This is a genomic window from Microbacterium sp. 77mftsu3.1 (genome assembly GCF_900100525.1).
GTDB lineage: Bacteria > Actinomycetota > Actinomycetes > Actinomycetales > Microbacteriaceae > Microbacterium > Microbacterium aquilitoris.
Map to the genome: position 1 here is coordinate 217,896 of NZ_FNCR01000003.1, position 14,909 is coordinate 232,804.

At 71.9% G+C, this 14,909-nt stretch carries 10 protein-coding genes and 1 other RNA gene; 5 read left to right on the forward strand and 6 right to left on the reverse strand.

The window, feature by feature from the left end; translation table 11 throughout:
- The first annotated feature begins 19 nt into the window (after positions 1–19).
- Positions 20–1,417 (forward strand): aspartate ammonia-lyase, encoded by a 1,398-nt coding sequence (locus BLR68_RS09635; RefSeq protein WP_018187030.1) that lies wholly within the window; start codon positions 20–22, stop codon positions 1,415–1,417.
- Here the strand turns inward: BLR68_RS09635 and BLR68_RS09640 are convergent.
- The gene (locus BLR68_RS09640) at positions 1,383–2,066 is read right to left on the reverse strand and encodes a FadR/GntR family transcriptional regulator (protein WP_026302877.1); all 684 of its coding nucleotides are present in this window, start codon (positions 2,064–2,066) and stop codon (positions 1,383–1,385) included. The genes BLR68_RS09635 and BLR68_RS09640 overlap by 35 nt on opposite strands.
- A 121-nt stretch (positions 2,067–2,187) precedes the next feature.
- Here BLR68_RS09640 and BLR68_RS09645 point away from each other — a divergent pair, with 121 nt between their 5' ends.
- Positions 2,188–3,297 carry an NAD(P)-binding domain-containing protein gene (locus BLR68_RS09645; RefSeq protein ID WP_018187028.1) on the forward strand — a complete coding sequence of 370 codons (1,110 nt, stop codon included), beginning with the start codon at positions 2,188–2,190 and terminating at the stop codon, positions 3,295–3,297.
- Positions 3,298–3,299: 2 nt separating this feature from the next.
- Here BLR68_RS09645 and BLR68_RS09650 read toward each other — a convergent pair whose 3' ends face one another.
- The 5 genes from BLR68_RS09650 to ffs form a co-directional block, all read right to left on the reverse strand.
- On the reverse strand, positions 3,300–5,906 hold the full coding sequence (locus BLR68_RS09650) for a glycoside hydrolase family 65 protein (RefSeq protein WP_018187027.1): 2,607 nt from the start codon (positions 5,904–5,906) through the stop codon (positions 3,300–3,302).
- Positions 5,907–5,975: 69 nt separating this feature from the next.
- Positions 5,976–6,698 (reverse strand): HAD family hydrolase, encoded by a 723-nt coding sequence (locus tag BLR68_RS09655; RefSeq protein WP_018187026.1) that lies wholly within the window; start codon positions 6,696–6,698, stop codon positions 5,976–5,978.
- 22 nt (positions 6,699–6,720) lie between these two features.
- Positions 6,721–7,944 (reverse strand): acetate/propionate family kinase, encoded by a 1,224-nt coding sequence (locus BLR68_RS09660; protein ID WP_018187025.1) that lies wholly within the window; start codon positions 7,942–7,944, stop codon positions 6,721–6,723.
- A complete protein-coding gene (gene pta, locus BLR68_RS09665) occupies positions 7,941–10,079 on the reverse strand; it encodes a phosphate acetyltransferase (RefSeq protein ID WP_018187024.1) in 2,139 nt (712 codons plus the stop codon). Before pta ends, BLR68_RS09660 begins: the two co-directional genes overlap by 4 nt.
- A 74-nt stretch (positions 10,080–10,153) precedes the next feature.
- Positions 10,154–10,250, reverse strand: an RNA gene (ffs, locus tag BLR68_RS09670) — signal recognition particle sRNA small type.
- Between the two features lie 91 nt (positions 10,251–10,341).
- Between ffs and BLR68_RS09675 the strand changes: the two genes are divergently transcribed.
- Genes BLR68_RS09675 through BLR68_RS09685 form a run of 3 tightly spaced genes read left to right on the forward strand, consistent with a single transcriptional unit; the run spans position 10,342 to position 14,867 of the window.
- Complete coding sequence (locus BLR68_RS09675; protein ID WP_018187023.1) at positions 10,342–11,373, forward strand: AAA family ATPase; 1,032 nt, start codon at positions 10,342–10,344, stop codon at positions 11,371–11,373.
- A gap of 13 nt (positions 11,374–11,386) precedes the next feature.
- Positions 11,387–12,634, forward strand: a complete 1,248-nt coding sequence (locus BLR68_RS09680; RefSeq protein ID WP_018187022.1) for a DUF58 domain-containing protein — start codon at positions 11,387–11,389, stop codon at positions 12,632–12,634.
- Positions 12,624–14,867, forward strand: a complete 2,244-nt coding sequence (locus BLR68_RS09685) for a transglutaminase TgpA family protein (RefSeq protein ID WP_018187021.1) — start codon at positions 12,624–12,626, stop codon at positions 14,865–14,867. Before BLR68_RS09680 ends, BLR68_RS09685 begins: the two co-directional genes overlap by 11 nt.
- Positions 14,868–14,909 lie beyond the last annotated feature (42 nt).

Genomic DNA, 14,909 nt, shown 5'->3' on the forward strand with positions numbered 1-14,909 from the left:
CCTCGAGGAAGAGAGCGACATGACGACGACGCGCACCGAGCACGACCTTCTGGGCCCTGCGGAGATCCCTGCAGACGCGTACTGGGGGGTTCACACTTCGCGGGCCCGCGACAACTTCCCCGTGACGGGCGTTCCCATCGGCACCTACCCGTTTCTGCTGCGAGGGCTCGCCTTCGTCAAGGAGGCGGCCGCGCTCGCCAACCGCGACCTGGGCCTGCTCGACACCGCTCGCGCCGACGCCATCGCGGCAGCCTGCCGCGAGATCCGGGGCGGCGCCCTCGCGGACCAGTTCGTCGTCGACGTGATCCAGGGCGGGGCCGGGACCTCGACGAACATGAACGCGAACGAGGTCATCGCCAACCGCGCCCTCGAGCTCCTGGGTCACGCGAAGGGCGAGTACGCGCATCTGCACCCGAACGACCACGTGAACCTGAGCCAGTCGACCAACGACGCCTACCCCACGGCGATCGACGTCGCCCTCGTCGAAGGCGTCGACGGGCTGGATGCCGCGATGGGCGTCCTCCACGACGCGTTCGCGGCCAAGGCCGCCGAGTTCGGCGGCTACGTGAAGATCGGCCGCACGCAGCTGCAGGATGCCGTGCCGATGACGCTCGGGCAGGAGTTCGGTGCGTTCGCGGTCATGCTCGACGAGGACCGCCTGCGCCTTCGCGAATCGGCCGGGCTGCTGCTCGAGGTCAACCTCGGCGCGACGGCCATCGGCACGGGACTCAACGCGCCGGCCGGCTACGGACCGCTCGCCGTCTCGCACCTCGCCGCGCTCACCGGGCGCCCGTTCACCCCCGCGACCGACCTGATCGAGGCCACCCAGGATCCCGGCGCCTTCGTGCACCTGTCGGGCATGCTCAAGCGCATCGCGGTCAAGCTCTCCAAGACGTGCAACGACCTGCGGCTGCTGTCGTCGGGGCCGCGCGCCGGCCTCGGCGAGATCACCCTCCCCGCCCTCCAGGCGGGCTCGAGCATCATGCCGGGCAAGGTGAACCCCGTCATCCCCGAGATGGTGACGCAGGTCGCGTACACGGTGATCGCCGACGACCTCGCCGTCACCCTCGCCGCAGAGGCGGGCCAGCTGCAGCTCAACGCCTTCGAGCCCGTGATCGTCCGGGCCCTCTCGCAGAGCATCGCGCACCTGACCGCCGCGTGCCGTCTGCTCGCCGAGCGGTGCGTCAGCGGCATCCAGGCCCGTCCCGACGTCATGGCCGCGCGCGTGACCGACTCGATCGGACTCGCGACCGCGCTGAACCCGCTCATCGGTTACCGCGCGGCGACCGAGGTCGCCGGCGAGGCGCTGCGCTCGGGACGTTCGGTTCCCGAGGTCGTCCTCGAACGGGGACTCCTCGACCCGGCCGCGCTCGCGGCGGCGCTCAGTCCCGAGAAGCTGGTTCCGACAGCGGGCTGACGACGCGCTCGACGGCACCGAGGTGCGCGCGCATGGCCTCGCGCGCCTCGATCGCCGAGCCGATGCCGATGGCTTCGGCGATGGCGCGGTGCTCGCGCGAGGACGGCTCGCGGCGGTGGGCGATGAGGTTCACGACGCCCGACTGGTGGCTGAGGGCGTCACGGATGTCGCCGACGGCGCGGGCGAAGACCGCATTGCCGGATGCCTCGGCCACGAGCACGTGGAAGCGCGAGTCCAGCTCGACCCACTCCCCCGGGTCGGTGGTCGCGTCCATGCGGTCGCAGAGCGCGACGAGGTCGGCGCGCTGCTGGTCGGTCCGGCGTTCCGCCGCGAGACCCGCCGCCGGCACCTCGATGTGAGGACGTGCTTCGCTGAGATCGCGCGGCGAGAAGTCGCCGTAGCCGAGCGAGAATGCAGGGCGGTCGGAGGCGACGTAGGTTCCGCTCCCGGTGCGCGTGCGGGTGAGTCCGAGCGCCTGCAGCGAGCGGAGGGCTTCGCGCACGCTCGGGCGGCTGACGCCGTACCGCTCGGCGAGCGCGGCCTCGGAGGGCAGCCGGTCGCCGACCGCGAGCCGACCGGCGACGATGTCCTCGCGGAGCCCGTCGAAGACCCCGTCGGCGGCGCGGGCACCGACCGACGCCGAGCTCATCGAGCTCCCCCGGTCCGCCTCGTCACGCATGCCATCCGGTCAGCCTAACGGGCGCGCGGTCGGGGCGGCCCGGGCGACCGCGAGGGGGAACAGCGCGGGCACCGCGCGCGTTGCAGCGGACATGCCCCCCACCCCCGTCGACGTCCTCGTCATCGGCGCGGGCCAGGCGGGGCTGAGCGCCGCGTACCACCTGCGCCGCCGCGGGTTCGTCCCGCTCGGCGACGCCGACGCCGACGGCTCCCCCACCTTCCTCGTCGTCGACGCCGACGCCGATCCCGGTGGCGCCTGGCAGCACCGGTGGCCCACCCTCCTCATGGGGACGGTCAACGGCATCCACGAACTGCCGGGCTACGCTGTGCCGCCCGCCGATCCGGAGGCCCCCAGCCGCGAGGTGCTGCCCGCCTACTTCGCCACCTACGAGGACCGGTACGACCTGCGGGTGCGGCGGCCCGTCCGCGTCCGCGCCGTCCGACGCCCGGACGACGACCCGCACGGACCGCTGACGATCGAGGCGGAGGATGCCGGGGCGCCCGTCTCGTGGTCGGCGCGGTACGTCATCAACGCGACCGGCACGTGGCGGAAGCCCTTCTGGCCGACCTACCCCGGACAGGGGTCGTTCGCGGGACGTCAGCTGCACGTCCACGACTACCGTTCCGCCGAGGAGTTCCGGGGCCGACGGGTCGTCGTCGTGGGCGCCGGGGTCTCGGCGATCCAGTTGCTCGACGAGATCTCGCGGGTGACCGACACCTTCTGGGTCTCGCGCACCGAGCCGCAGTGGGACGCGACGGGCTTCGACACGGCCGCCCGCATCCAGGCCATCGCGGGTGTCGAGGAGCGCGTGCGGCAGGGCCTCCCGCCGGGGAGCGTCGTGTCGGTCACCGGCGCCCACTGGTCGCCGTGGGCGCAGGCGGCGAAGGACCGCGGGGCTCTGGTGTGGCATCCGATGTTCACCGCTGTCGAACCGGACGGGGTGCGGATGCCGGACGGCACCCTCGAGCCCGCGGAGGTCATCCTGTGGGCCACCGGGTTCCGGGCCGACATCGCCCACCTCGCCCCGCTGGGGCTGCGCACCGCCGCCGGAGGCATCCGGGTGCGCGACACCCGCGCGATCGACGAGCCGCGCCTCTTCCTCATCGGCTACGGCCCGTCGCAGTCGACGGTCGGCGCCAATCGGGCCGGACGCGAGGCCGTCCGCGCCATCTTCCGCGAGCGGGTGGCCGCGGGGGTCTGAGGTCAGACCCTCGCGGTCACGTCGCCCGCGTCGATCGCGGGGATCTGCTGCGTCCGGGTGTCGGGTTCGCCCGCGGCATCCGTGTTCTCGGAGTCGGCCGTCACGATGGGGATCGTTCCGGTGTGCACGGGGACGGAGGTGGCGGCGGTCGCATCGGGCACCGATGCCGACAGCAGCGTGCCGTCCTCGCGGAGCTGCTCGCCGATCTGCTTCAGCGTCGGGCGACCCGGGATGACGGGGCCCTGGCCCTGCAGCGGCACCGTGACCGTCTCGCCGCCCGCGACCGTGTAGCCGGCGCCGCGGACCGTGAACGAGACCCCCGGTCCGTCGCCCGCCGTGACGACCATCTCGTCGCGGCGGACGGTGATCTGCAGGCGAGTGCCGTGCCAGTGCAGCGTGTATGACAGCGACGGCCAATCCGCCGGCAGACGCGGGTCGAAGCTCAGCGCGCCGCGGTGGTCGCGCATCCCGCCGAACCCGGCGACGAGGGCCGTCCACACGCCGCCGGCCGAGGCCACGTGCACGCCGTCGGACGCGTTGCTGTGCAGGTCGCCGAGGTCGACGAAGGCGGATTCGCGGAAGTACTCCAGCGCGAGGTCCTGGTACCCCACCTCGGCGGCGAGGATCGCCTGGACGACCGCGGACAGCGTCGAATCCCCCGTCGTCAGCGCGTCGTAGTACTCGAAGTCGGCGAGCTTCTCGGCGGGGGTGAACTGGTTGCCCTGCAGGTACAGCGCGAGCACGACGTCGGCCTGCTTGAGCACCTGGTAGCGGTAGATCACGAGCGGGTGGAAGTGCAGCAGCAGCGGGCGCTGCTCCTCGGGGGTGTTCTCGAGGTCCCACACCTCGCGCTCGAGGAAGACCGCGTCCTGCGGGTGGATGCCGAGGGCTTCGCTGTACGGGATGTGCATGGCCTCGCCGGCGCTCTGCCAGGCGGCCGGCTCCGCCTCGTCGAGGTCGAGCCGCTCCGCCATCGCCCGATAGGACTCGGGCTGGTCGATCGCCATCTCGCGGACGACCCTGGCCGCATACCGGAGGTTGTAGCGGGCCATGACGTTCGTGAACAGGTTGTCGTTGACGACGGTCGTGTACTCGTCGGGACCCGTCACGCCGTGGATGTGGAAGCTCTCGGGGTCACCGGTCTCGGTGAACCGCCAGAAGCCGAGCGTCGCCCACAGGCGCGCGGTCTCGACGAGGATGTCGACGCCCTCCCGGTAGAGGAAGTCGGTGTCGCCGGTGGCGCGGACGTACTTGCCGAGGGCGAAGGCGATGTCGGCGTTGATGTGGTACTGCGCGGTCCCGGCGGCGTAGTAGGCGGACGCCTCTTCGCCGTTGATGGTGCGCCAGGGGAACAGCGCTCCCGCCTCGTTCAGCTGGCCGGCGCGCTTCCGCGCAGCGGGGAGCATGAGGTACCGCATCCGCAGCGCGTTCCGCGCCCAGAGCGGAGTCGTGTAGGCGAGGAAGGGCAGGACGTAGACCTCGGTGTCCCAGAAGTAGTGGCCGCTGTAGCCCGATCCCGTGACGCCCTTGGCGGGCACGCCGAGCGAGTCCGCCCGGGCGGCCGCCTGTGCGAGCTGGTACAGGCACCAGCGCGTCGCCTGCTGGAGGTCGTCGTGGCCCTCGATGACCACGTCCGAGCGCTCCCAGAACGCCGAGATCCAGGCCTCCTGGCGATCGAAGAGGTTCTGGATGCCCTCGTGCTCGACCCGGTCGAGGGTGCGACGGGCTCGCTCGACCAGTTCCCGCGCGGGGACGCCGCGGGACGTGTGGTACGCCACGGCCTTCGTGATCGTGACGGGCACCCCCTGGCGCGCCTGCACCCGGAAGACGTTCTTGGCGATGTCGGGCTCGACGAGGGAGCGGGACGAGTACTCGTTGTCGGTCTCGACGAGGTGGTCGGCGACGACGGCCACCGTCATGCCCGATTCGCTCACCTTGTAGGACAGCGCGGCGCGGTCGCCGTCCTGCCAGTAGTCCTCGGGCTGCAGCACGCGGTCCTGGAAGCCGTCGGCCTTGCGCGGGTCGAAGCCGGCCGAGGCCTGCTTTCCCAGGCCTCCGCCGCCGTAGACGTCCTGACCGTCCTGCCGGTTGATCAGCTGACAGCTGACGGTGACGGGGGCGTCGGCGTTGAGGACGGTGACCGAGATCCGCATGACGGCGACGTGCCGCTCCTCGAAGGAGACCAGCCGCTCGTAGTCGATCACGACGTCCTTGCCGCTCGGTGTCATCCATCGGATGTGGCGGGTGAGGACGCCCCGGCGCATGTCGAGGGCGCGCTCGTACTCTCGGAGGTCGGCGATGTCGAGCGAGAGGGGCTCGTCGTCGACGTAGACGCGCATGACCTTGCTGTCGGGCGCGTTGATGATCGTCTGACCGACCTCGGCGAACCCGAACGCGCGCTCGGCGTGGCGGATCGGGAAGACCTCGTGGAAGCCGTTGAGGAAGGTGCCGTGCTCGTGGGCGTGGCGGCCTTCGGGGTGGTTGCCGCGCAGACCCAGGTAGCCGTTCCCCTCGGCGAAGAGGGTCTCGGTGACGCCGGGGTCGTCCAGCGAGAACGACGTCTCGACGAGACGCCACGGGTCCACGGGAAAGCGCTGACGATCGATCATGAGGGTCCTTCTTCGGGTGGCAGGACGAGAAGCGGGGGGATGCCGGTGGCGCGGGCGCGCCGGGGCGGATCAGACGAAGACGGCGAGGTCGTCGACGACGACGTGAGCGCCGGCCTCGCGCAGGGCGGCTTCCCCTGCGCCGCGGTCGACACCCACCACGAGACCGTACCCGGCCGCGGCGGCCGAGCGCACGCCGGAGTGCGCATCCTCGACGGCGGCGCTGTGCCGAGGGTCGACGCCGAGCATCTCGGCCGCGCGGGCGAAGACGTCGGGGGCGGGCTTGGAGTCCAGGTGCTCGGCCTCGGCGACGACGCCGTCCATGATGACCGGGAAGCGATCGATGATGCCGGCGGCGGTGAGGACCTCGCGGGCGTTCTTCGAGCTGGAGACCACCGCGATCGGGACGCCGGCTGCCTGCAGCTTCTCGACAAGGGCGAGCGAGCCCGGGTAGGCGGCGATACCGTCGGCGCGGAGGACCCGCTCGAAGACGACGTTCTTGCGGTTGCCGATGCCGCACACGGTGTCGGCGGACGGGTCGTCGGAAGGATCGCCCCAGGGGACCTCGACGTCGCGGGAGCGCAGCAGGCTCGCGACGCCGTCGTAGCGCTTCTTGCCGTCGAGGTGCTCGAAGTAGTCGCCCTCGGCGTAGGCCGGTTCGATGCCCCAGGCCGAGAACAGCTCGGTGAACATGCTCTCCCAGGCGTGCATGTGGACCTCGGCGGTCGGCGTGAGCACGCCGTCGAGGTCGAAGAGGACGCCGTCGAAACGGGTGAGGTCGGGGAGCTCGGCCATCGTCACGCCTCCAGCGTATCCGTCACGCCGTCGCGACCGTGTGGGCCTGGCGGGCGATCTCGAGTTCCTCGTCCGTCGGGACGACGAGGACGGTGACGGGCGAGTCGTCGGTCGAGATGACACGGATGCCGCGCTCGCGGGAGGCATTGCGCTCGGCATCCACTCGCACCCCGGCGAAGCCGAACGTCTCGAGAGCGGCCGCCCGCACCACGGCGGAGTTCTCGCCCACGCCCGCGGTGAACGAGATGACGTCGGCGCCGCCGAGCTGAGCCAGATACGCGCCGATGTACGCGCGGAGCCGGTGGATGTAGACGTCGAACGCGAGCGTGGCGTCGGCATCCCCCGCCTGCCGACGCGCGTCGATGTCGCGCATGTCCGAGGCACCGGCGAGACCGAGGAGCCCGCTCCTCTTGTTCAGGAACGAGTCGAGCTCGCCCGGGGCCATGTCCTCGCGTCGGGCGAGGACGCCGAGGACGGAGGGGTCGATGTCGCCCGAACGGGTCCCCATCACGAGGCCCTCGAGCGGCGTGAGGCCCATGGACGTGTCGACGGATTCGCCCCCGCGGATGGCGGTCGCCGAGGCGCCGTTACCCAAGTGCAGCACAATCTGCGACAGCTCCGTGAGCGGGCGCCCGAGGAAGGCGGCCGCGGCCTCGCTCACGAACTTGTGGCTCGTACCGTGGAAGCCGTACTTGCGGATGCGGTGCTTCTGCGCCATCTCGCGATCGATGGCGTAGGTGTACGCCGCCGCCGGCATCGTCTGGTGGAAGGCGGTGTCGAACACGGCCACGTGCGGGACGTCGGCGAAGGCCGCCCGCGCCGCGCGGATGCCCTGGAGCGCGCCCGGATTGTGGAGCGGCGCGAGGGCCGAGAGCTCGTCGATGTTGATCTCGACGAGCGGGGTGACGAGGGTCGGCTCGAAGAAGCGCGCCCCGCCCTGGACGACGCGATGGCCGACGGCGACGGGCCGTGCCCGATCGAGCGACGGACCCTGAGCGCCGAAGGCCTCGAGCATGACCGCGAAGCCGGTCGTGTGATCCGGGATCGGGCGTTCGATGCGCGTCGTCGCCTTCGTCGCGGTGACGCCGGCCCCCTCCTCGGCGAAGAAGACGGTGTGCGTGGCGACGCCGGTCGCCTCGCCGATCCGCTCCACGAGCCCCGAGGCCAGGGCTCGCTCGGTCTCGACGTCGACGAGCTGGTACTTGAACGACGACGAGCCGCTGTTGATGACGAGGACGGGGGTCATGCGCGGGTCTCCGGGGCTGCGGCATCCGCCGCATTCTGGGCTTGGATCGCGGTGATCGCGATGGTGTTGACGATGTCTTCGACGAGCGCTCCGCGGGAGAGGTCGTTGATGGGCTTGTTGAGCCCCTGCAGGACCGGGCCCATCGCGACCGCGCCGGCCGAACGCTGCACGGCCTTGTACGTGTTGTTGCCGGTGTTGAGATCGGGGAACACGAACACGGTCGCCCGGCCGGCGACATCCGAGCCCGGCATCTTCGTCGCGGCGACCGCGGCGTCGGTGGCCGCGTCGTACTGGATGGGGCCTTCGACGAGCAGCTTCGGGGCGCGCTCGCGCACGAGCGCGGTGGCCTCGCGGACCTTCTCGACGTCGGCGCCCGAGCCGGACTCCCCCGTCGAGTAGGACAGCATCGCGACCCGCGGCGAGATCCCGAACTGGTCCGCCGTCGCGGCCGACGAGACGGCGATGTCGGCGAGCTGCGGGGCGGTCGGATCGGGGATCACGGCGCAGTCGCCGTAGACGAGGACGCGGTCGGCGAGCGCCATGAGGAACACGCTCGAGACCACGTCGACGCCCGGCTTCGTCTTGATGATCTCGAACGCGGGACGGATCGTGTGCGCCGTCGTGTGCGCGGCACCCGAGACCATGCCGTCGGCGAGCCCCAGGTGCACCATCAGCGTGCCGAAGTAGGAGACGTCCGTGACGGTGTCGGCGGCCTGGCGGAACGTGATGCCCTTGTGCGCGCGGAGGCGCTCGTACTCCCGGGCGAACTTGTCGACGTGGACGGCGTCGAACGGGCTGAGGACCTCGGCGGCCTGGATGTCGAGACCCAGCTCGAGCGCGCGGGAGCGCACCTCGATCGGCTCGCCGAGGATCGTGATGTCGGCGATGCCGCGGGCGAGGGCCGTCGCCGCGGCGCGGAGGATGCGGTCGTCGCTCCCCTCGGGCAGCACGATGCGCCGGCGCTCGCTGCGCGCACGCTCGATGAGGCCGTACTGGAACATGAGGGGCGTGACGACGCTCGAGCTCGCGAGCCCGATGCGACGCAGCAGATCATCGGTGTCGACGTGCGTGTCGAAGAGCGCCAGCGCCGTGTCGTAGCGGCGCTGCGAGTGCGCCGCCAGCCGACCGCGCGCGCTCATGATGCCGCGGACGGTCTCGTACGTACCCTGATCGGTCGCGAGGATCGGGAGGTTCGAGTCGAGCCCGTCGATCAGCCGCTCGACGTGTTCGGGGAGCTCGAACGGACCGTAGAGGACGATGCCCGACAGTGATGGGAAGGTCCCGGACGCATTCGCCAACAGTGCCGCGAGGAGCACTTCGGTGCGGTCGGCGGCGACGGCGAGGATCGCCGCCTCTTCGAGCCGCGGCAGGACGTTGTTGAGCGACATCCCCGCCACGACGACGTGCAGCACTTCGCGGTCGAGAAGGGTCTCGTCGCCCTTGACCAGGCTCGCCCCGAGCGAGCGGGCGACGTCGCCCACGGACGGAGCCACGAGGTAGGCGTCCTCCGGGATCGCCCAGACGCCGATGTCGCCCGCCGCGGCGGGGACCTCCCGGACGGCTGCGACGATGTCGTCGAGGCGCTCCGGGTCGGCCCGGTTGACGACGACCGCGAAGATCCCCGCACGCTCGTGCTTGAGCTCCGCCAGGGCGAGAGTCGCGAGGTTCCCCACCTGCTCGGGCGACAGACCCCCGGCATCCGGCAAACGATCCCCGTCGGCGGGCTGACCGGCCAGTACGACGAGCACCGGAGCGCCGAGGTTCGCGGCGATCCGGGCGTTGTACCCGAGCTCGGCGGGACTGCCCACGTCGGTGTAGTCGCTGCCGACGATGACGACGGCGTCGCACTGCGCCTCGACAGCCTTGTAGCGCTCCACGATGCGGCCGAGAGCGGCATCCGGATCGGCGCGGACCTCGTCGTAGGTGGCGCCGATGCACTCGTCGTAGCCGAGGTCGACACCGTCGTGGTCGAGGAGCATCTCGAGCACGTAGTCGCGTTCCTCGGTCGAGCGGGCGATCGCTCGGAAGACCCCGACACGCGGCGACCGACGGCTCAGGGTGTCGAGGACACCCAGGGCGATCGTCGACTTGCCGGAGTGACCTTCGGCGGAGGTGATGTAGATGCTCTGAGCCACGCACCCAGCCTAGGCTCGCGGGTCGATGACCGGGCTGGGAGCCGAGGCTGCGGTCAAAGCGGGTACCCCCGCAAAAATAAGACTCTCCGCGAACCCGGCAGAGCCCGGTTACCCTTGCTACGTTTCCGTCCTGGGGGAGTTGGCCTGGGTGCCGTCTCGCGGAGAGCTGCTGCAAGTCTACCCGACGTCGGGCGCCCGCCTACGACGGCCGGGTTAGCATCGGTCCGGGCGCGCTGCTGCGCCGACCGCGTGAGGGGGACGGATGACCGACGACCAGACGACCATGACGGCGCCGGGGGGCGGGACCGCGACGCGGTCCACCAGCCGGGTCGATGCGACCGTGTTCGCCGAGACGACGACCGCACTCGTCGAGTCGGTGTCGAAGGTCATCGACGGCAAGCCGCACGCCGTCCGTGCCGCTCTGGTCTGCCTGCTGGCCGAAGGTCATCTGCTGATCGAGGACGTCCCCGGCGTCGGCAAGACGATGCTCGCCCGCGCGCTGGGCTCCTCGATCCGGGCGACCGTGCGCCGCATCCAGTTCACTCCCGACCTGCTGCCGAGCGACGTGACCGGCGTGAGCGTCTACGACCAGTCCGAGGGACGCTTCGACTTCAAGCCCGGGGCGATCTTCGCCCACATCGTGATCGCCGACGAGATCAACCGCTCCTCCCCCAAGACGCAGTCCGCACTGCTCGAGGCGATGGAGGAGCGCCAGGTGACCGTCGACGGCACGAGCCGAGGTCTGCCGGATCCGTTCCTCGTCGTCGCGACCCAGAACCCTCTCGAGATGGAGGGCACCTACGCGCTCCCCGAAGCGCAGCGCGACCGGTTCATGATGCGCATCTCGATGGGGTACCCGGATGCCGCGAACGAAGCGCTCATGCTGCGCCAGCGCGACAGCGCGAACCCCCTCGACGCGATCCGTCCGGTGATCACCGCCGAGAGCGTCGCCTCGCTCATCTCCTGGGCACGGACGGTCCACGTCTCGTCCGCCGTCGAGGAGTACGCCGTCGCGCTGTCGCGGGCGACGCGCGAGCACTCGGACCTGCGACTCGGCGCGAGCCCCCGCGCGACGCTGCAGCTCATCCGCGCCGCGAAGGTGTGGGCCGCCCTCGAAGGACGCGAGTACGTCATCCCCGACGATCTCGTGGCGCTGATCGAACCCGTCTTCGCCCACCGGCTGATCGCGGCCCGCGGCGGGGCGGTGTCCCGCGGACGGGGCGGGGCAGACCTCGTCGCCGCCGCACTCGAGCAGGTCGTGGGCTCGGTGCGCGTCCCCGTCGCCGCGCGCTGACCGGTCGCCCGTCATGACGCGATGGCCGCTGACTCCTCGCGGCACGGGAGCGGTCCTCCTGGGCCTCGCCTCCTTCGTGCTGGCGCCGATCGTCGGCGTGCCCGCGCTCGTGTTCTTCGGCGTCCTCCTCGTGGCGGTCGTGGGGCTGTCCTTCGCATCGTTGTGGCTCGGTCACCGGGCCGACGGCGTGCATCGCTCCTTCGCCCCGGACGTGGCCGCCGTGGGCGGCGAGGTGGACGTCCGGGTCCGGGTCGATTCGCGCTCCATGCTGCCGACGGTCGTGGGAACCTGGCACGACAGGCTGCCCCGGGGTGTCGAGGGCGAGCCGACCGGCGTCTATCCGGCGCTCCGCTCGGGGCTCGCCGCGGGCAGCCACCGCGTGGACATCGCCTACCGTGTGCATGCGCGGCGGCGAGGCGTGCGCCCGATCGGTCCGCTCGTCGTCGAGACCACGGATCCCTTCGGTCTGACGCGCCGGCTGCAGCAGCTCGGCGGGAGCGTGCCCCTCACGGTGACCCCTGCCTTCATCCCGCTCGAGGTCCTCGACGACCTCCCCGGCGCCGCCGGCGGCACGATGCAGTCCACCACCGACCGACTCGGGCAGGGTGCCGACAACCTCATCCCCCGCGCGTACGCTCCGGGCGATTCGATGCGCCGCATCCACTGGCGCGCCAGCGCGCATCGCGGTGAGCTCATGGTGCGGCAGGAGGAGCGCGAGTCCAATCCCGAGGCCGTCATCGTGTTCGATCGGACCGCCGCCCGGTGGACCAGCGAGGCCCTGCGCTCCCCGGGCGAGGATCCCGGCTTCGAGGCGGCGGTCTCGACGGTGGTCTCGGCGGCGGCGCGATTCGTTCGCGAGGGATACAGCGTCGCGGTCATCGACGTGGACGGCGCCGAACTCGTCCCGGGGCTCGAGGGGGGCGACACCACGGCGCTCGAGGCGATGACGACAGCTTTCGCGACCCTCACGGCTCGGCGCGACGGCTCGCTCCGGGATCTCGCGCCGCTGTTCGCGGGATCCACGCTCGGCCCGGTGGTCGTCGTGACCGGTGAGGTGGACGTGACGGATGCCGCCTCCCTCGCTCCCGTCGTGACGCACAGCAGCATGCCCGTCCTATTCGTCGAGGGCAGCGCGGATGCCGCGCTGCGGACGGCGCGGGAGGCCGGGTGGCGCGTGCACCGCCTCGAACCCGAGGACGAGCTCGACTCGCTGTGGCCGGGCGGGGTCGGCACGGAGGGGATGCGCGCTCATGCCGGCTGAACCGCAGGGCGCCGCGCGCCCCCGCTACGACGGGCCGTCGACCGTCGCGCTCCTCCTCGGTCTCGTGGCCGCCCTCGTCCCGCTGTTCAGCGTGATCGCCGGCGGCGCGTGGGCTGCACTCGCGTTCGTCCTCGCCGGTCTGCTGCTCGGCGCCGGGTACCTGCTGCGCCGGCTCCGGCTCGGTGCGCTCGTCGTGACCCCGTCCCTCCTGGCGATCTGGATCGCGACGATGACGGCCGTTTTCTTCTCGGATGTCGCCTGGTTGTTCGTCATCCCCTCGGGTGAGGCGTTCGCCCGGGTGCCGCGACTGGTCGAGATCGCGAGCTCGGACATCGCCGTCGGCGTCGCGCCGCTCGAGGCTTCGGCCTCCCTCACGTTCCTCATCGTCGGCGCCGTCGGCTTGCTCGCGGTCGCCCTCGACCACGTCGTCCTGACGGCGCGGATGCCGCTGCTCGCCGGTGTCGCCCTGATCGCCGTCTGGCTGATCCCGACGCTGGCCGTGCCGCAGGTGATGGACCTGTGGGCCTTCGCGTTCCTCGCGGTCGTCCTGCTGTGGCTGCTGCGCGCCGAGACCCGCGCCCGCCACCGTGCGCGGTCCGCCGACGCACCGCGCGGCGGTGTCGGCGCCGTCGCGGCCGTGATCGCGGCATCCGCCATCGTCATCGCCGTGATCGCCGCGCCGGCGCTGCCGACGCCGGCCGCCCCCAGTGGCGGGTTCGGCGGGGGCACATCGATCGACGCGTCGCTGAACCTCGGCGACGACCTGCGCCGACCCGCGGAGATTCCCGTGGTCCGGCAGTGGAGCGCCGCGGCGGCCCCGGCCTACCTGCGCGTCGCGACCCTCACCGAGCTGGAGGGGAACTCGTGGCAACCCGACCGCAACCGCTCCGTGCCGATCGATGAGTGGGCGCCCGAGGACTCCGCCGCCGACGGCATCGAGATCGTGGAGGACCGGCGCACGGTCGAGGTCCTCGACCTCTCCTCTGCGCAGCTGCCCGTCCCCGCGGACGCGGTCTCCTTCGACGGGGTGACCGGGAGCTGGCGGATCACCGCTGCGAACGGAACGGTCGCCTCGCCCACCTCCGCCGCACGCGGCCAGACGTTCGAGGTCGTGAGCCGGACGCCGCGGCCCACCCTCGAGCAGGCGCGCGCGGCCGAGGCCCGCGGCGGCCCCCGCGAAGCGGTGGAGCTCCCGGCCGACACCCCGTCGCAGATCGCCGATCTGGCGACGGAGGTGACGGCCGACTCCTCGAACGACTACGACCGTCTGCTCGCCCTGCAGTCGTGGTTCCGCGGGCCGAGTTTCGACTACTCGCTCTCGGCTCCGGTCGAGGAGGGCTTCGACGGCTCCGGCGTCGAAGCCGTCGAGCGATTCCTGCAGGTGCGGTCGGGGTACTGCGTCCATTTCGCGTCGGCATTCGCGATCATGGCGCGGACCCTCGACATGCCCTCCCGCGTCGTCGTGGGATTCCTCCCAGGCCTCCCGACCGGCGACGTCGAGGGCGACGATCGCGTCTATCAGGCCACGACCGCCCAACTGCACGCCTGGCCCGAGGTCTTCTTCGCGGGCATCGGCTGGGTCGCCTTCGAACCCACCAAGAGCCTCGGCGCCGCACAGAGATTCGCCTCGGAGGACGACGGCTCGAACGAGCCCGAGCCCGAGCCGTCGGCGACCGCCACGCCGCAGCCGACCTCGACCGCGTCGGCGGCACCGCGACCCGACGAGGACCCCACCGCGGGCGCCACGCCCACGACGACCTTCTCCGTCGTCACCGTGCTGCCGGTCCTGGGGATCGTGGCCGGCGTCATCCTCCTGCTCTCCCTTCCCGGTCTCGCCGGCGCGGTCGTCTCCCGCCGACGCCGGTCGCAGGCGCGACGCGGCAGCGCCGCTGCGGCGTGGCGTCTCGTGCAGGACACGGCGCTCGACCTCGGCATCCCGGTGCCCGAATCGGAGTCGCCGCGGGCGTTCGGCGAGCGGCTCCAGGCCGACCACGGCGGTCCGCCGGTCGCGCTGGACCGGCTCGTGGGCGCCGTCGAGCGCTCGAGCTACGCGCAGCCTGGTTCGTTCGGCGACGCCGACGGTGACGAGCTCGTGACGGATGCCGCCGCGATCCGCGCCGGGCTGTTCGCCGCCGTGTCGGTGCCACGTCGCCTTGCGGCGCGTCTGCTGCCGCGCTCGCTCGTCGTCCACCCGGGGTCGACCTTCGCCGAGGCGATGCCGCTGCAGCGCTGAGGTCCCGGCAGCGCTGAGGACCCGGTAGCTCCGGGAACGACG